Below are 16400 nucleotides of genomic sequence, written 5' to 3' on the forward strand. Positions count from 1 at the left end.
ATTCTAGAGCGGAACGGATGACTTTTGAACTCTTTGCGGAAAAGCCCATGAACATAAGCTTTCGCGGGCGATTTCCGGAACGGGACCGGCAGCGGACCACCTGAGACGAAAAAGGCGGCCCGAAGGCCGCCCGCGTTCGATCCGTGATGCCCGTCCCGACGGCTAATAGCGCCGCATCAGCCCGACGAGCCGGCCCTGGATACGCACTCGGTCTGGCCCGAAGATGCGGGTTTCGTAAGCCGGGTTGGCCGCTTCGAGGGCGATGGAGGCGCCCTTGCGGCGCAGCCGCTTCAGCGTCGCTTCCTCGTCGTCGATCAGGGCTACCACGACGTCGCCTGTTTCGGCCGTATCCTGCTTGCGGATAAGCACCGTGTCGCCGTCGAGGATGCCCGCCTCGATCATCGAGTCGCCCCGCACCTCCAGGGCGAAATGCTCGCCATTTCCGAGAAGGTCGGGCGGAACGGGGATCGAATGGCTCTGGCTCTGGATCGCGGAGATCGGCACGCCAGCCGCGATCCGGCCCATGACGGGAATGCTCGTGCCATGCGAAGGCTCTTCCCAGTCTTCCTCGGGCTGCGGCGCCCGTCCGAGCCGTCCCTCGATGACGCTCGGCGTGAAACCGCGCTGCGGCGGGCGCCCGAGCCGCGGATTGACCGCATCCGGCAGGCGGATCACCTCCAGGGCGCGCGCCCGATTCGGCAGCCGCTTGATGAACCCGCGCTCCTCGAGCGCCGTGATCAGGCGATGGATTCCCGACTTGGATTTGAGGTCGAGCGCATCCTTCATCTCGTCGAAGGAGGGGGGAACGCCGGATTCCTTCAGGCGCTCGTTGATGAAGAGCAGCAATTCCAATTGCTTCTTGGTCAGCATGAGATTCCCCGAGGCCGCCAGCAGCGACCAAATATAGCTTGGACAAATCACGAACACACTACATGTTCATGTGGTGTTCCGCAAGTCCGCGTTCGGGGGGCAACTAGCCGAGAACGTCTTTCAGAAGGGTGACCGGCACGACCTCGCCCGCCTTCGCCGCGGGGGCATGAGCCGGCCGCAGGATAAGGACGTCGGAGCGGGCAAACGTCGCGAGCAGCGAGGAATCCTGCCGCTCGGCGGGCTGAATCCGCGGACCTTCAGGCGTTTCCACGCTTCGCCCGCGCATGAATTCCTGCCGCTCGTTGTTGGCGGGAATGTCCTCGGCCAGCGCCATGGAGACGAAACGGTCGCGAATCTCCAGCCCAAGGAAGGCCGCGATCAGCGGTCGCAGGAAGACGATCCCGCAAATCAGCGCCGAGACCGGGTTGCCGGGAAGGCCGAGCACCTTGGTCGGACCGAGGACACCGAACATCAGGGGTTTGCCGGGCCGCATGGCGATCTTCCAGAAATCGACCTGCATGCCCTTCTTCGCCAGCGCCGGCTGTACGAGATCGTGATCGCCGACGGAGGCCCCGCCGATGACCACCAGAATGTCCGCATCGCCAGCGCGGGCCGCGGCGTCCGCGATGGCATCTTCGCTGTCGACGGCGATGCCGAGATCGACCGCCTCCGCGCCCGCCGCCTCGGCGAGCGCCGTAACCGCTGCGCCGTTGGAGGAAACGATCTGGTCGGGGCCCGGCGTCTCGCCGGGAACAACCAGTTCGTCGCCGGTGGAGAGCACCGCGACGCGCGGCCTGCGGCGCACGGCAAGCGTGCCGTGGTTCATCGCCGCCGCGAGCGCCATCTCGCGCGGTCCGAGCCTTGTGCCGGCGGCGAGCAGCGTCTGCCCCCTGGAGAAATCGAGGCCGGCCGGGCGGATATGACGCCCGGGGGCAGGAGCCTCGCGCACGATGACCATATCGCCGTCGCGCTCCGCATTCTCCTGGATGAGGACAGTGTCGGCGCCTTCGGGCACGGGCGCCCCGGTGAAGATGCGCACTGTCTCGCCGGCACCCAGAGAGCCTCTGAAGCGCTCGCCGGCACGCGATGTCCCCACAAGCTTCAGCCGCGCGCCTTGCCTGGCTTCGCCCGCGCGTACCGCATAGCCGTCCATCGCCGAGGCCGGGAAGGGCGGCTGGTCGCGCTGTGCGGCAAGGTCGTGGGCAAGAACGCGGCCGCGCGAGCGGGCGAGGGGGACGACTTCCTCTTCGGTCGGGGTGATTCCGCCCGTGACGCGCTGCAGCGCCTCCTCGACGGAGATGAGGCTCATTCGGCGCGCCACGCGCCCGAGCGTCCGCCGCTCTTGGCGAGAAGCCGGATACCGGTGATGCGCATCCCCCGATCCGCCGCCTTGGCCATGTCGTAGATGGTGAGGCAGGCAACGGAGACGGCCGTCAGTGCTTCCATCTCCACCCCGGTGCGCCCGGACAGGGAAGCCGTGGCAGTGACCCGCAGCCCGGGCAGCGCCTCGTCGGCCTCGATCTCCACGCCGACCTTGGAGAGCATCAGGGGATGGCAGAGCGGGATGAGGTCGGAGGTCTTCTTGGCCGCCATGATGCCGGCGAGCCGGGCGGTGGCGAGAACGTCGCCCTTCTTCATGTTGCCGTCGAGGATGAGGCGCAGCGTCTCCGCTTCCATCGCGACAGCGCCTTCGGCCGTGGCGCTGCGCGTCGTCACGTCCTTGTCGCCGACATCGACCATATCGGCGCGGCCATCTTCGGAAAGATGCGTGAGCCGTGGGCTCATTCGGCCGCCTGCGCCGCCTCGCCGGCAAGCAGGACGCGCGTCGCCGCGGCGACGTCCGCCTGGCGCATGAGGCTCTCCCCGACGAGGAGGGCGGAGATGCCCGCCCGCTCCAGCCGGGCGACGTCGGAAGGAGAAAAAATCCCGCTTTCCCCGACCATTAGCCGGTTCTGCGGAATCAGTTTCGCAAGTCTCTCTGAGGTCGAAAGGCTCGTCTGGAAGGTTCTGAGATCGCGGTTGTTGATGCCGATCAGAGGCGAGGAGAGCGTGAGCGCACGGGTGACTTCATCCTCATCATGAACTTCAACGAGAACGTCCATGCCGAGCTCGAAGGCGGCATCTTCGAGAACCTTAGCCTCTTCGTCGGAGACGGCGGCCATGATGACGAGGATCGCATCGGCGCCCCAGGCGCGGGCCTCGAAGACCTGATACGGCGTGAACATGAAATCCTTGCGCAGCGCCGGCAATGACACCGCATCGCGTGCCGCGCTCAGAAATTCCGGCGCGCCCTGAAAGGAAGGCCCGTCCGTCAGGACCGAAAGGCACGCCGCACCGCCCGCCTCATAGGCGCGGGCGAGGGCCGGCGGGTCGAAATCTTCCCGGATGAGACCCTTGGAGGGGCTCGCCTTCTTGATCTCGGCGATGAGCGCCGGCCTGCCCTCCGCGGCCTTTCGGCGGAGCGCGTCGAGGAAACCGCGCGGCGGCTCGACATCGGCGAGCCGCGCCTTCAGCTCGGCGAGCGGGCGCGCGGCCTCGGCCGCCGCGATCTCGCGCCTCTTATAGGCCTCGATCTTTTTCAGGATGTCGCTCACGCCGCGCCCGCCGCTTCGCCGGAGACGCGGATGAGGGCATCGAGAGCTTCCTTCGCCTGGCCGCTGTCGATGGCATGCTTGGCCATGTCGGCGGCCTCCTGCACCAGATCCGTCTTGCCGGCGACGATCAGGGCGGCGGCGGCATTGGCCACGACCACGTCGCGATAGGGGCCGAGCTCGCCTTCCAGCATCGCCTTCAGCTTGGCGGCATTTTCCTCGCCGGTTCCGCCCTTCAGATCCTCAGGCTGGCATTCCTCCACTTCGAATTCCGAAGGATGGATTTCGAAGGAGCGCACATGCCCGTCCTTCAGTTCGGCCACATAGGTGCGGCCGGTCGTGGATATCTCGTCGATGCCCGCGTTTTCGCCAAAGGTGCCGTGGACGACCCAGGCGACCTCCGCATCGAGATTTTTCAGCGCGTTGGCGATCGGCGCCACCCATTCCTTGGCGAAGACGCCGAGCATGTAGCGCTTCACCCGGGCCGGATTGGAGAGCGGTCCGAGGAGGTTGAAGATGGTGCGTGTGCCGATCTCAACGCGCGACGGCCCGACATGGCGCATCGCGGCATGGTGGTTCGGCGCGAACATGAAGCCGATCCCGGCCTCGCGGATGCATCTGGCGATGCCCTCGGGCGGCAGATCGAGATTGACGCCGAGCGCCGTCAGGCAATCCGCTGCGCCCGAGCGCGAGGAGAGGGCGCGGTTGCCATGCTTGGCGACCGGCACGCCCGCCCCGGCGACGACGAAGGCCGCGCCCGTGGAGATATTGTAGGTGCCGGATGCGTCGCCGCCCGTGCCGACGATGTCGATGGCACCCTCGGGCGCATCGACGGGCAGCATGCGCGAGCGCATGGAGGTGACGGCGCCGGCGATCTCCTCGATCGTCTCGCCCCGGACCCGAAGGCCCATCAGGATGGCGCCGATCTGCGTCGGCGTCGCTTCGCCGGACATCATCACGTCGAAGGCTTCCTGCGCCTCCGCCTGCGTGAGGTTCTGGCCGGCAGCGAGCTTGGCGATGAGCGGTTTCAGGTCGCTCATGAAAGGGCCTCTTCCTTCTTGGAAGCCCGGCCGTGCTCCTGCCGGAAGCGCGCCGCGAGCTTCAGGAAATTGTCGAGGATGCGATGGCCGTGCTCCGAGGCGATGCTCTCGGGGTGGAACTGCACGCCATGCACCGGATGGCTCTTGTGCTGCACCCCCATGATCACCCCGTCGGAGGTATGGGCGGTGACGGAAAGCTCGGCAGGCATCGATTCCGGCAGGATCGTCAGCGAATGGTAGCGGGTCGCCGCGAAGGGCCCGTTGATGCCGTGGAAGACGCCCGCCCCCTCGTGCTCGATCGTCGAGACCTTGCCGTGCATCAGCGAGGGCGCGCGCACCACCTTGCCGCCATAGGCCTGGCCGATGGCCTGGTGGCCGAGGCAGACGCCGAAGATCGGCACCTCGCCCTGCGCCTTTTCGATGAGTTCCAGACAGATGCCCGCCTCGTTCGGCGTGCACGGTCCCGGCGACAGCACGATGCCTTCCGGATCGGCCGCCAGCGCTTGCTCCGCCGTCCATTCGTCGTTGCGCACGACCTTCGTGTCCGCCCCGAGCTCGCCGAGATAATGGACGAGATTGAAGGTGAAGCTGTCGTAATTGTCGATGACGAGAAGCATCAGAAGCGCCGGGCCATGTTGGAGGGCCAAGGGTTAGGCGGGCCGGCGGCGCCGGTCAAGAAATTGCCGCGCCGCACCGGAGCCGGACACCGGCGATTACTGGCCGCGCCGCGCCTGGCTGGCGAAGCGACGGGCTTCCTCGCCGGCGCGGAAGAGCGCCTTTGCCTTGTTGGCGCATTCGGCCTGCTCCGCGTCAGGGCTGGAATCGGCGACGATCCCGGCGCCGGCCTGCACGTACATGGTGCCGTCCTTGACCACGGCCGTCCTGAGGACGATGCAGGTGTCCATCTCGCCGTCCGCCGAGAAATAGCCGACACAGCCGGCATAGGGGCCGCGCTTTTCTTCCTCAAGCTCGTCGATGATCTCCATCGCCCGGATCTTCGGAGCGCCGGAGACCGTGCCGGCCGGAAAGCCGGCGACAAGCGCGTCGAGAGCATCGAGATCGTCGCGCAGCTCGCCTTCGACGTTGGAGACGATGTGCATGACCTGGCTGTAGTGCTCCAGGAAGAATTTCTCCGTCACGCGCACCGTGCCGATCTTCGCGACGCGGCCGACATCGTTGCGCCCGAGATCGAGGAGCATCAGGTGCTCGGCGAGTTCCTTGGGATCGGCGAGAAGCTCCTCGCCAAGCTGTTTGTCCGCTTCGGGCGTGGCGCCGCGCGGGCGCGTGCCGGCGATCGGCCGGATCGTCACCTTGCCCTCTCGCACCCGCACCAGGATTTCCGGGCTCGATCCGACCACCGCAAAGCCGCCGAAGTCGAGATAGTAGAGGAACGGAGCCGGATTGACGCGCCGCAGCGCCCGGTAGAGCGAGAAGGGGGGCAGCGGAAAGGGGGTCTCGAATCGCTGCGACAGCACCACCTGGAAGATGTCGCCGGCCGCGATGTACTCCTTGGCGCGGCGGACCTTCTCCTTGTAGGCCTCCGGCGTCGTGTTGGAGACGACGTCGGTCGAAAGGTCGAGATCGGCCGTCTCCGCACCGCGTTCCAGCGGCCGGTCGAGCGCGTCGACGATATCGGTCAGGCGGTTGACCGCGCGGTCATAGGCGCGCCGGGCGCTCTCGCCCGCGGCCGGCCGGACAGGGGTCACGATCGTCAGCTCGTCGCGCACGGCGTCGAAGACTATGACGATCTTCGGGCGCATGAGAAAGGCGTCGGGTAGCTCGAGGCTGTCGGGCGGCGCCTCGGGCAGCCTCTCCATAAGTCGCACCGTGTCGTAGCCGAGATAGCCGAAAACGCCCGCCGACATGGGCGGTACACCAGCCGGCACCTCAATGCGGCTTTCGGCCAGAAGGCTGCGGATCGCCGCGAGCGGGGGCTCCGGAAGCGCTTCGAACCCGTCGAGAGCGGGTTCGCGCGCCATTTCCGCCTTCTCGCCGTCAGCGCGAAACAAAAGGTCGGGATCGAGCCCGATCATCGAATATCGCCCGCGTACCGCGCCGCCCTCCACCGATTCCAGCAGGAAGGCGTTAGGCCTTCCCGCCGCGATCTTCAGGAACGCCGAGACGGGGGTCTCCAGATCCGACACGAGGCGGGTGAAGGCGAGTTGCGGCTCGCCCTTGTCGTAAAGGGGCTCGAAGGCCTCGAAGGCGGGCTCAACCTGCATGGCTATTGCGGCTGGCTCTGACCCGTGATCTGGGCATAGACCGACTGGTTGACCGAGACCGGCCGCTCGTCGAGGAGATGGGCGTTGAAGGCCTGCAGCAGGTCGCTCTGCAGCGACTGCGCCAGTCCCTGGCGAAGCTGCTGCGCCGAGGCAGATTCGGCGAAATAGGCCGGCGTCGACACGCTGTCGACGTGCAACAGAACCCGGTTCGGCTCCTGCTTGCCCTCCGCATCGGCGATGTGTCCCTGCGGGCCGGCGAATGCCTGCGCGACGGCGTTGTTGCCGAGCGCCGCGGAAGGCTCGCTCCCTGCGGTTCGCCCGATGCCGGAAACGGTCTCGGGCGTCTTGCCGATCTCGGCCGCGATGTCGGCGAGCGACTTGCCGTCTTCCATCTCCTTGAAGAGGGCGCTCGCTCGCTCGCGGATGCGCTTTGCGGTCTCGTCCGCCTGCCAGGCGGCGACGGCCTGCGAGCGCGCTTCCTCGAGCGTGCGGTCGCGCGCCGGGGTGGTCTCCTCCACGTCGTAGAAGACATAGCCGCCGTCGCTCTTGCGAATCGGGTCGTTCTCAAGACCGACATCGCTCTGGAAGGCGGCGTTGATCACCGCATCGCCGCCCGCAACTTCCACCTTCTGGCCGTCCATGCCCGTGCCGTCGGCGGCGACGTTTTGCACCGTCTGATAGGTGAGGTTCAGCTTGTTGGCCGCTTCCTGGAGCGTGGAGCCGGCGGCGCGCTCGTCCTCGATCTTGTCGTAGAGCGACAGCACCTCGTCGTTGCCGCGGCGCTGGGCAATCTCCTGGCGCAGCGTGCCTTCCACCTCGGAGAAGGGCTGCACGCTGCCGGGTGCCACTTCCGCCACCTTGATGATGGCGGGTCCGAGTTTGGAATCGAACACCTTTGCCGTCTCGCCGCTCTGCGCCTCGAAGGCCGCGTCGGCGACGGCCGCATCGATGAATTCGGCCCTGGTCTTCATGCCGAGATCGAGATCGGCGGGAGCGACGCCACGCTCCGCGGCGATATCCTCAAAGCTTTTGCCGGCATCGAGCGCCGCGGCGGCCGCCTCGGCGGCGGCCTGATCCTGGAAGCGAATCTGCAGGACGCGGCGCTTCTCCGGCACGGTGAAGCTGCTTTTTTCGTTCTCGTAGGCTTGCCGCACGTCCTCCTCCGGCACGGAGGCCGGGTCGACGATCGCCTTCGGATCAACGTCGATGAGGCCGATCGAACGGTATTCCGGGGCACGGAACTGCGACTGATTGTCCACGAAGAAGGTCTTCAGCGCCTCCTCGTCCGGCTCGCCCACCGGCTCGATCGCGCTTGCATCGATGGTGAGGAAGGAGACGTCGCGGGTTTCGTTCTGATAGCGGTAGAGCGCTTCCACGAGCGGCTGCGGCGCCTTGAGGTCGCTGGCGATCGCCGAGGCCATCTGCTGGCGCACCAGCTCATGGCGTATGTCGGAGATATAGTCCTGCTCGCGCAGGCCGGCGTTGCGCAACAGCGCCTGGAAGCGCTGACGATCGAAACGTCCGCCAAGGCCCTGGAAGTTGGGATCGGCGGCGATCTCGGCCGCCAGCTTGTCGTCGGAAACGCCGAGATTGTAGGCCCGCGCCTGGTCGTTGAGGGCGGCCTGCGCGACGAGCTCTGACAGGACCTGCTGCGGCAGCCCGAGGGAGCGCGCCTGCTCCATCGTCACGCCGCGGTTCATCTGCTGGCTGAGCTGCTGCATGCGCATGCGAAGGGTCCGGTCGAACTTCGCCGCCGTCACCTCCTGGTCGCCGACGCTCGCGATCCTGTCGGATCCGTAGCCGCCGAAGCGCCCGGCCACGCCCCAGATGCCGAAACTCACGATGAGAAGTCCCAGCAGGAGCTTGGCGGTCCATCCGCCTGTCGCTTGACGCATACGATCGAGCATGAAAAACCCTTCAGCCGCAAGAAAAACGCCGGGCAAAGCGGGCCCGGCACGAGCATCATAAGCGTTGCTCCGCGCCCTGCCAAGCACAGCGCCGGAGCCGCCGCAACCGGCAAGGAAGACGCATCGTGAAATGGGTCATCGGCAACTGGAAAATGAACGGCCTCTCCGGCTCCCTTGAGGAAGCGGCCAAAATCGCGGAAGGGGCCGGCGCCCATAGCGCCAGCGTCGTGTCGATGGTTTGCCCGCCGGCGACCCTTCTCGCGCGCATGGCGGAAAAATGCGCCGGCAGCGCGCTTTCGGTGGGCGGCCAGGATTGCCACGCCGCCGAGGCAGGCGCCCATACCGGCGACGTGTCGGCCGAAATGCTGGTTGATGCCGGCGCGGTCGCCGTCATCCTCGGACATTCCGAAAGGCGCACGGACCACGCGGAGACCAGCGGGCAGGTGAAGGCCAAGACCGAAGCCGCATGGCGCGCCGGGCTTACCCCGATCGTCTGCGTCGGCGAGACGGAGGCCGAACGCGACGCCGGCAAGGCGGAAGCGGTCGTCGAGGCGCAGCTGGCCGAATCCCTTCCCGACATTCTGCCCGCGCAGCAGCGCGAAGATCTGATCGTCGCTTACGAGCCCGTCTGGGCGATCGGCACCGGGCGGGTGCCGACGGAGGCTGACATCGCTGCCATGCATCTGAAGGTGCGCCAGCATCTGGAGGCGCGTTATGGACAGCCGGGGCGGACCGTGCCGATCCTCTACGGCGGCTCCATGAAGCCGGACAACGCCGCTTCCATCATGAAAATCGCCAATGTCGATGGCGGCCTCGTCGGCGGAGCCAGCCTCAAGGCGGACAGCTTTCTCGCCATCGCTTCGGCGGGTGCGACGGCAGCAAATGGCTAGCCGGCCTTTAAGTCGCCTCTTGCCTCGTGTAGAAGCCCGACCAATTCCTGAAAATCGACCCGAATAGAGATGACCACCGTACTGATCGTCATCCACCTGATGGTGGTTCTGGCCATGATCGCCCTTGTCCTGTTGCAGCGCTCCGAAGGCGGCGCGCTCGGCATCGGCGGGGGCGGGGGCATGATGACCGGCCGTGGCGCCGGCAATCTGCTCACCCGCTCCACGGCCATCCTTGCCGCGGCTTTCTTCCTCACCTCGATCGGCCTGACGGTGCTGGCGCGCCTCGATACCGGACCGGGCGACATCTTCGAGCGCCTGCAGACGCAGGAACCGGCGCAGACCGTTCCGGCCGAGCCGGCGGGCTCCGGCGATGCGCAGCCGTCTCCGGTGACGCCGCCGACTACCGAGAACGGAGCCGGACCTGGCGTCCTCGATGCGCTGCGTAATCCGCGCACCTCCGGTCAGCCGGTTCAGCAGCCGTCTTCGCCGGCACCGAGCGCGCCTTCGGCGCCGACACCGCCAACGCCAAGTTCCGGGGCACCGAGTTCCGGGGCGCCGGCTTCGAGCGGGGCGACCGCGCCTCAGACGAATACCGGCGGGCCACAGGTGCCGCCGGCCGAGAACAGCAGCCAGTAGATGACGGGCAGGTGCCGGATGGCCTTCGCGCTTCCGGCACCTTCGCCGGCGCCAGCCGGCACTCGGCAGTGGTTTATCCGCCGCACCGTCATTTTCGACTCCACGAATCGTTCCAGCTTCGCTAAGCGTTAAGGCCCATGGCGCGGTATATCTTCATCACCGGCGGCGTGGTCTCCTCCCTCGGCAAAGGCCTTGCATCCGCAGCGCTCGGCGCGTTGCTGCAGGCCCGTGGCTACAAGGTCCGCCTCCGCAAGCTCGACCCCTATCTCAATGTGGATCCGGGGACGATGAGCCCCTATCAGCACGGCGAGGTCTTCGTGACCGACGACGGCGCTGAGACCGATCTCGATCTGGGGCATTACGAGCGCTTCACCGGCCGCTCGGCCAATCAGCAGGACAACATCACCACCGGGCGGATCTATCAGGAGATCATCGCCAAGGAACGGCGCGGCGATTATCTCGGCGCCACCGTGCAGGTGATTCCGCATGTGACGGACGCCATCAAGGAGTTCGTCCTCGACGGAAACGAGGAGTACGACTTCGTCCTGTGCGAGATCGGCGGCACGGTCGGCGATATCGAGGGGCTGCCCTTCTTCGAGGCGATCCGCCAGCTCGGCAACGAATTGCCGCGCGGTCAGGCGATCTTCATCCACCTCACCCTGATGCCCTTCATCCCGGCGGCGGGCGAGCTGAAGACCAAGCCGACCCAGCATTCGGTGAAGGAGCTGCGCTCCATCGGCATCCAGCCGGACATCCTGCTGGTGCGCTGCGACCGGCCGATTCCGGCCGCCGAGCGCCGCAAGCTCGCCCTTTTCTGCAATGTGCGCGAGAGCGCCGTGATCACGGCCGAAGATGTCGGCTCCATTTACGACGTCCCGCTCGTCTACCACCGCGAGGGACTCGACGCGGAGGTGCTCGCCGCCTTCGGCATCGACTATGCCCGCGGCATGGAGATCACCCGCTGGCAGGACATCTCCGACACCATCCACAATCCCGAAGGCGAGGTGACGATTGCCATCGTCGGCAAATATACCGGCCTCAAGGACGCTTATAAGTCGCTGAGCGAGGCGCTCAGCCATGGCGGCATCGCCAACAAGGTGAAGGTCAACCTCGAATGGATCGAAAGCGAGATCTTCGAGAAGGAAGATCCCGCGCCCTGGCTTGAGCGGGTCAACGGCATCCTCGTTCCCGGCGGCTTCGGCGAGCGTGGCGCGGAGGGCAAGATCGCCGCCGCGGCGTTCGCGCGCACGCGCCAGGTGCCGTATTTCGGCATCTGCTTCGGCATGCAGATGGCCGTCATCGAGGCCGCCCGCAACATGGCGGGCATCACGGAGGCGAATTCCTCCGAATTCGGCCCGGCCGATCAGCCCGTCGTCGGCCTGATGACGGAATGGCTGAAAGGCAACCAGCTTGAAAAGCGCGCCGCCCAGGGCGATCTCGGCGGCACGATGCGCCTCGGCGCCTATCCGGCGCTGCTTTCCGAAGGCAGCCGCATCGCCGAGATCTACGGGCACCGCGACATTTCCGAGCGCCACCGCCACCGCTACGAGGTCAACATCGACTACCGCGAGCGCCTGGAAAAGGCCGGGCTGCGCTTTGCCGGCATGTCGCCGGACGGCCTCCTGCCGGAGACGGTGGAACTGCCCGACCATCCCTGGTTCATCGGCGTCCAGTACCATCCGGAGCTGAAGTCGCGGCCTTTCGAGCCCCACCCGCTCTTTGCTTCCTTCATCGAGGCGGCGGTCGAGCAGAGCCGGCTCGTCTGAGCGGGCCGGCATAGCGCCATGCGCCCCATCGACCATCTCGTTCTGCCGGTTTCCGACCTCGCCGCCGCCCGCAGGCGCCTGACCGGGCTCGGCTTCCAGGTCTCGCCGGACGCGCGCCATCCCTTCGGCACGGGCAATGCACGGGTCTTCTTCAAAAACCGGACCTATCTGGAGCCGATTACGCCGATCGACCGCCATGCCTTCGACACCGGGATCAGCGAAGGCCTCGTCTTCCTGAAGCGGCTGAAGCGGGGCAGGGCGCGCGCGCCGGAAAGCTTCGTCATGCTTGCTCTGAAGACCGACGACGCCGCCGAGGATCTGCAGCGCTACCGCAAGGCAGGCTTTGCCGAAGGCGAACTCTTCTCCTTCGTCGGGCGCGCCCGCGACGACGACGGAGCTGAGCAGGATTACGGCGTGCGCCTTGCTTTTGCCGGCGACGAGCACGCGCCGGAGGCCGGCATCTTCGCCTGCGAGCCGGTCGGCATGACGCTGAACGACGGAACCAACTACGCCGACCACCCGAATGGCGCCGAGGGCGTCGTCGCCGTCGTGCTCGTCGCAAAGAACCCGGCAGACTTCCATATCTTCCTCTCCGCGGCGACGGGCCAGCGCGAGCTGCGCAGCAATTCCTTCCTCGTGGAGCTCGATCTCGGCGCCCAGAAGCTCATCGCCATGACGCCGCAGGGATTCCGGGCGCGCTACGGCATTGCCGCGCCCGATCCGGATAAGGGTCTCCTCTTCGCCGGTTTCGAGGTGGCGGTGGACGACCTTGAGACGGCGCGAAGCTATGCTCCGCAGGCCAGGCTGCATGAAGGGCGGATCGTCGTGCCGCCCGCGCCGGGCCTCGGCACCGTCCTTGCATTCGTGGAGACGACATGAGCGCCCCGAACGAGATCGTCGAAGTTGGAGAGGGCGCCGGCAAGGTGCGTTTCGGCAATTCTCTGCCTTTCGCCCTGATCGCCGGTCCCTGCCAGATGGAAAGCCGGGAGCATGCCTTCGAGATGGCGGGCCGGCTGAAGGAGATCGCCGAAAGCCTCGGCATCGGCCTCGTCTTCAAGACGAGCTTCGACAAGGCGAATCGCACCAGCCTTTCCGGCCAGCGCGGCATCGGCCTTCAGGGCGCGCTGCCTGTCTTTGCCGATATCCGCGCCGAGCTCGGCCTGCCGGTCCTGACCGATGTTCACGAGCGCGAGCAATGCGCCGAGGTCGCCGAGGTCGTCGACATCCTGCAGATCCCGGCCTTCCTCTGTCGCCAGACCGACCTTCTCGTCGCGGCCGCGCGGACGGGCAGGGTGGTCAACGTCAAGAAGGGCCAGTTCCTCGCACCCTGGGACATGAAGAATGTCGTCGACAAGGTGACGGAGAGCGGCAATGCCAACCTCCTCCTGACGGAGCGCGGCGTTTCCTTCGGCTACAACACCCTCGTCTCCGACATGCGCGCCCTGCCGCAGATGGCCGCGCTCGGCGCGCCGGTCGTCTTCGACGCCACGCATTCCGTGCAGCAGCCGGGCGGGCAGGGGAGCGCCTCGGGCGGCGACCGTCGCTTTGTGCCGGTTCTCTCGCGCGCCGCCATCGCCGTCGGCGTCGCCGGCCTCTTCGTGGAGACCCATCAGGATCCGGACAATGCCCCCTCCGACGGGCCGAACATGGTGCCGCTGGATCAGATGCGGGCGATGCTGGAGCGCCTCGTCGCCATCGACCGGCTCGTCAAATCCGCCTGAGCGCCACTTTCGTGATCGGCTTGCGCCCGCTTCCTGCCGGAAGCCTGCAACAGACCTGCCGCCTTCTTTTCCAAAGCGTGGCCGAAAGGCGTCGAAGCACCGTCATCCGCGGCGATTGGGGCGGCAAACGGGACGCGCGGAATTATCTTTTCGTCATTTGAATCAGCGCTCTAGGCGGGTCTAGCTTTGCCCCGCTGGTCATTGAGGCCGAAGCAGGCGCTCCGGCCGCCAGCAGCCAAGAAGGAGTGTTGAATGCGTGAGTTCCTGATCCCGGTAACGCTCGCCGCAGCTCTCGCCTCGGGCGCAGCTCTCGCGGCCAACAAGACCGATACCGGAACCGTCCGTTCGATGGATACCTCCCGCCATCATCTGACGCTTTCCGACGGCAAGGTGTTCACTCTCCCCTCCAGCTGGAGTTCCGCCGGCTACAAGATCGGCGACAAGGTCAAGGTGAGCTACGAGACGCAGGGCAAGAACCTGATGGCGAGCTCTGTGGAGCACGCCGGCTAGCGCCGCATCTCGATCCTGCCGGAAGGCGGCCACGGCGCGTTGCCGGCCCCGCTTTCCGGCAGGGCTGCCCTGCCCAAAGGGACTTTTTTTGCGGCCGCGAACGTGCTCTTAGGGGGCGACTTCAAGGGGAGCGCGCATGACCGCCATCATCGACATCATCGGCCGTGAGATTCTCGACAGCCGGGGCAATCCTACCGTGGAAGTGGACGTCATCCTGGAGGATGGCTCGCGCGGACGCGCCGCCGTTCCCTCGGGCGCCTCGACCGGGGTGCACGAGGCGGTGGAGCTGCGCGACGGCGACAAATCCCGCTACGGCGGCAAGGGCGTCACCAAGGCTGTCGATGCCGTCAACGGCGAGATTTTTCAGGCCATCGGCGGCCTCGAAGCCGAAGCCCAGATCGCCATCGACCGCACCATGATCGGTCTCGACGGGACCGAGAACAAGGGACGGCTCGGCGCCAACGCCATCCTCGGCGTCTCGCTCGCCATCGCCAAGGCGGCCGCCGCCACCCGCGAACTGCCGCTCTACCGCTATGTCGGTGGTGTCTCCGCCCGCACCCTGCCGGTGCCGATGATGAACATCGTCAATGGCGGCGCCCATGCCGACAACCCCATCGACTTCCAGGAATTCATGATCATGCCGGTCGGTGCCGACCGGTTTTCCGACGCGCTGCGCATGGGCGCGGAGATCTTCCACAAGCTGAAGTCGCTGCTCGGCGAGGCCGGCCACAACACCAATGTCGGCGACGAGGGCGGCTTCGCCCCGGGCCTCGCATCGACCGACGAGGCGCTCGGCTTCATCATGAAGGCGATGGAAGCGGCCGGCTACAAGCCGGGCGAGGAGGTCTATATCGCGCTCGACCCGGCCTCCTCGGAGTTCTTCAAGGACGGCAAGTACGTGCTGGAAGGCGAGGGGCGCACGCTGGATAGCGACGAGATGGCCGACTACTACGCCGACCTCGTTTCCCGCTACCCGATCGTCTCCATCGAGGACGGCATGGCGGAAGACGACTGGGACGGCTGGAAAATCCTGACCGACAAGATCGGCTCCAAATGCCAGCTCGTCGGCGACGACCTCTTCGTCACCAACGTCAAGCGCCTGAAGCGCGGCATCGATGAGGGGATCGCCAATTCCATTCTCGTCAAAGTCAACCAGATCGGCTCTCTGACCGAGACGCTCGAGACGGTCGAGATGGCGCAGTTCGCAGGCTACACGGCGGTGATGTCCCATCGCTCCGGCGAGACGGAGGATTCCACCATCGCCGATCTCGCCGTCGCCACGAATTGCGGGCGCATCAAGACGGGCTCGCTGGCCCGCGCCGACCGCACGGCAAAATACAACCAGCTTCTGCGCATCGAGGAGGAACTCGGTCCCTCCGCCTTCTACGCCGGTCGTTCGATCCTGAAATACTAGACGACGGTCAGGCGAGGCCGCCTCAGGCGGCCTCGGCCTCGATGATAGCGGCGTCGAGCGTGAAGGAGCCGTCGGGCTCGATGGCGAAATGGGCCGCCACGCTGTCGGATGCCTGCCCCTGAAGCGAGCGGATGGCCGCCACATGCACCTCGGCCGTGCCGATCCGCTCGACCCAGGACTGGAATTCAAGCCGCACCCGGTGGGTCGCCACCTTCCTCAGGACGAAACCGGCGCCTTCCAGCGCCGCCAGCCATTCCCCGACTGAAAAATCGCGCACATGCGAGGGATCGCGCAGCAGCTCGATTCCCTGCAGATGCGTGTCGAGAAGCGGCACGCCCGGCGAGACGATATCCATGAGGATCGCCCGGGAGCCCTTCCTCAGGACGCGGCGCATCTCCTTCAGCGCGCCGGGCAGATCCGTCCAGTGATGCGCGCTGTAGCGGGTGGCGGCGAAATCGACGGCCCCGTCCGGAAACGGGAGCTGGTGCACATCCGCGCAGTGCGTCTCGACGTTTTTCAGCCCGCGCTCGGCGGCGGCCTCAGCCACGGTGGCGAGCATCCTCTCCGACAGGTCGCAGGCCAGGACCCGTCCGGCATGCGGGGCCATGGCATAGCTGACATGGCCGCCCCCCGTGCCGAGGTCGAGCGCGACGGCCGGAGAAATCTCGGCGATTCGCTGCGTGACATAGGCAAGATCCGGCCCCGCGGCGTGCACCGCGCTCTTCAGATACGCGTCGGACTGCGCGCCGAACTGCCGGTCGATCAGGACGTTCTGGGACTCGGTGGCGGACATGGGGCTTCTTCTTTCTCCAGCGGCTGACCCGCCGCCGCGT

At 66.6% G+C, this 16400-nt stretch carries 16 protein-coding genes; 7 read left to right on the forward strand and 9 right to left on the reverse strand.

Annotation, left to right across the window (positions count from 1 at the left end):
* Nucleotides 1-162 precede the first annotated feature (162 nt).
* From lexA to CLD20_RS03530, 8 genes are all read right to left on the reverse strand, one after another.
* Nucleotides 163-870, reverse strand: coding sequence for a transcriptional repressor LexA (lexA, locus tag CLD20_RS03495; RefSeq protein ID WP_224405209.1), 708 nt, complete (start codon nucleotides 868-870; stop codon nucleotides 163-165).
* Nucleotides 871-973: 103 nt separating this feature from the next.
* On the reverse strand, nucleotides 974-2179 hold the full coding sequence (gene glp / locus CLD20_RS03500; RefSeq protein ID WP_224405210.1) for a gephyrin-like molybdotransferase Glp: 1206 nt from the start codon (nucleotides 2177-2179) through the stop codon (nucleotides 974-976).
* A complete protein-coding gene (gene moaC / locus CLD20_RS03505) occupies nucleotides 2176-2655 on the reverse strand; it encodes a cyclic pyranopterin monophosphate synthase MoaC (protein ID WP_224405211.1) in 480 nt (159 codons plus the stop codon). The genes glp and moaC overlap by 4 nt, the downstream gene beginning before the upstream one ends.
* On the reverse strand, nucleotides 2652-3464 hold the full coding sequence (trpC, locus tag CLD20_RS03510) for an indole-3-glycerol phosphate synthase TrpC (protein ID WP_224405212.1): 813 nt from the start codon (nucleotides 3462-3464) through the stop codon (nucleotides 2652-2654). Before trpC ends, moaC begins: the two co-directional genes overlap by 4 nt.
* Nucleotides 3461-4501 (reverse strand): anthranilate phosphoribosyltransferase, encoded by a 1041-nt coding sequence (trpD, locus tag CLD20_RS03515; protein WP_224405213.1) that lies wholly within the window; start codon nucleotides 4499-4501, stop codon nucleotides 3461-3463. The genes trpC and trpD overlap by 4 nt, the downstream gene beginning before the upstream one ends.
* Nucleotides 4498-5118 carry an aminodeoxychorismate/anthranilate synthase component II gene (locus CLD20_RS03520; protein ID WP_224405214.1) on the reverse strand — a complete coding sequence of 207 codons (621 nt, stop codon included), beginning with the start codon at nucleotides 5116-5118 and terminating at the stop codon, nucleotides 4498-4500. Before CLD20_RS03520 ends, trpD begins: the two co-directional genes overlap by 4 nt.
* A 96-nt stretch (nucleotides 5119-5214) precedes the next feature.
* Nucleotides 5215-6723 carry an anthranilate synthase component I gene (gene trpE, locus CLD20_RS03525; protein ID WP_224405215.1) on the reverse strand — a complete coding sequence of 503 codons (1509 nt, stop codon included), beginning with the start codon at nucleotides 6721-6723 and terminating at the stop codon, nucleotides 5215-5217.
* Between the two features lie 2 nt (nucleotides 6724-6725).
* Complete coding sequence (locus CLD20_RS03530; RefSeq protein ID WP_255599465.1) at nucleotides 6726-8618, reverse strand: peptidylprolyl isomerase; 1893 nt, start codon at nucleotides 8616-8618, stop codon at nucleotides 6726-6728.
* Nucleotides 8619-8752: 134 nt separating this feature from the next.
* Between CLD20_RS03530 and tpiA the strand changes: the two genes are divergently transcribed.
* The 7 genes from tpiA (at nucleotide 8753) to eno (ending at nucleotide 15567) form a co-directional block, all read left to right on the forward strand.
* Nucleotides 8753-9520, forward strand: coding sequence for a triose-phosphate isomerase (gene tpiA / locus CLD20_RS03535; RefSeq protein WP_370636810.1), 768 nt, complete (start codon nucleotides 8753-8755; stop codon nucleotides 9518-9520).
* A gap of 69 nt (nucleotides 9521-9589) precedes the next feature.
* Nucleotides 9590-10156, forward strand: a complete 567-nt coding sequence (gene secG, locus CLD20_RS03540) for a preprotein translocase subunit SecG (RefSeq protein ID WP_224405218.1) — start codon at nucleotides 9590-9592, stop codon at nucleotides 10154-10156.
* A gap of 137 nt (nucleotides 10157-10293) precedes the next feature.
* Nucleotides 10294-11922 (forward strand): CTP synthase, encoded by a 1629-nt coding sequence (locus CLD20_RS03545; protein ID WP_224405219.1) that lies wholly within the window; start codon nucleotides 10294-10296, stop codon nucleotides 11920-11922.
* An 18-nt stretch (nucleotides 11923-11940) separates the two neighbouring features.
* A complete protein-coding gene (locus tag CLD20_RS03550; RefSeq protein ID WP_224405220.1) occupies nucleotides 11941-12801 on the forward strand; it encodes a VOC family protein in 861 nt (286 codons plus the stop codon).
* The gene (kdsA, locus tag CLD20_RS03555; RefSeq protein WP_224405221.1) at nucleotides 12798-13643 is read left to right on the forward strand and encodes a 3-deoxy-8-phosphooctulonate synthase; all 846 of its coding nucleotides are present in this window, start codon (nucleotides 12798-12800) and stop codon (nucleotides 13641-13643) included. Before CLD20_RS03550 ends, kdsA begins: the two co-directional genes overlap by 4 nt.
* A gap of 252 nt (nucleotides 13644-13895) precedes the next feature.
* Nucleotides 13896-14153, forward strand: a complete 258-nt coding sequence (locus tag CLD20_RS03560; RefSeq protein WP_224405222.1) for a DUF1344 domain-containing protein — start codon at nucleotides 13896-13898, stop codon at nucleotides 14151-14153.
* A 136-nt stretch (nucleotides 14154-14289) separates the two neighbouring features.
* Nucleotides 14290-15567, forward strand: a complete 1278-nt coding sequence (gene eno / locus CLD20_RS03565; protein WP_224405223.1) for a phosphopyruvate hydratase — start codon at nucleotides 14290-14292, stop codon at nucleotides 15565-15567.
* A 22-nt stretch (nucleotides 15568-15589) separates the two neighbouring features.
* Here eno and CLD20_RS03570 read toward each other — a convergent pair whose 3' ends face one another.
* Nucleotides 15590-16360: a class I SAM-dependent methyltransferase gene (locus tag CLD20_RS03570; protein WP_224405224.1), complete on the reverse strand. Its 771-nt coding sequence runs from the start codon at nucleotides 16358-16360 to the stop codon at nucleotides 15590-15592.
* Nucleotides 16361-16400 lie beyond the last annotated feature (40 nt).

Source organism: Afifella sp. IM 167 (assembly GCF_020144925.1).
GTDB lineage: Bacteria > Pseudomonadota > Alphaproteobacteria > Rhizobiales > Afifellaceae > Afifella.

Excerpts from the sequence above, each read along its gene's own strand:
- lexA (WP_224405209.1), bottom strand. The coding sequence starts at position 870 with ATGCTGACCAAGAAGCAATTGGAATTGCTGCTCTTCATCAACGAGCGC.
- glp (WP_224405210.1), bottom strand. The coding sequence starts at position 2,179 with ATGAGCCTCATCTCCGTCGAGGAGGCGCTGCAGCGCGTCACGGGCGGA.
- moaC (WP_224405211.1), bottom strand. The coding sequence starts at position 2,655 with ATGAGCCCACGGCTCACGCATCTTTCCGAAGATGGCCGCGCCGATATG.
- trpD (WP_224405213.1), bottom strand. The coding sequence starts at position 4,501 with ATGAGCGACCTGAAACCGCTCATCGCCAAGCTCGCTGCCGGCCAGAAC.
- CLD20_RS03520 (WP_224405214.1), bottom strand. The coding sequence starts at position 5,118 with ATGCTTCTCGTCATCGACAATTACGACAGCTTCACCTTCAATCTCGTC.
- trpE (WP_224405215.1), bottom strand. The coding sequence starts at position 6,723 with ATGCAGGTTGAGCCCGCCTTCGAGGCCTTCGAGCCCCTTTACGACAAG.
- CLD20_RS03530 (WP_255599465.1), bottom strand. The coding sequence starts at position 8,618 with ATGCGTCAAGCGACAGGCGGATGGACCGCCAAGCTCCTGCTGGGACTT.
- secG (WP_224405218.1), top strand. The coding sequence starts at position 9,590 with ATGACCACCGTACTGATCGTCATCCACCTGATGGTGGTTCTGGCCATG.
- CLD20_RS03545 (WP_224405219.1), top strand. The coding sequence starts at position 10,294 with ATGGCGCGGTATATCTTCATCACCGGCGGCGTGGTCTCCTCCCTCGGC.
- CLD20_RS03550 (WP_224405220.1), top strand. The coding sequence starts at position 11,941 with ATGCGCCCCATCGACCATCTCGTTCTGCCGGTTTCCGACCTCGCCGCC.
- kdsA (WP_224405221.1), top strand. The coding sequence starts at position 12,798 with ATGAGCGCCCCGAACGAGATCGTCGAAGTTGGAGAGGGCGCCGGCAAG.
- CLD20_RS03560 (WP_224405222.1), top strand. The coding sequence starts at position 13,896 with ATGCGTGAGTTCCTGATCCCGGTAACGCTCGCCGCAGCTCTCGCCTCG.
- eno (WP_224405223.1), top strand. The coding sequence starts at position 14,290 with ATGACCGCCATCATCGACATCATCGGCCGTGAGATTCTCGACAGCCGG.
- CLD20_RS03570 (WP_224405224.1), bottom strand. The coding sequence starts at position 16,360 with ATGTCCGCCACCGAGTCCCAGAACGTCCTGATCGACCGGCAGTTCGGC.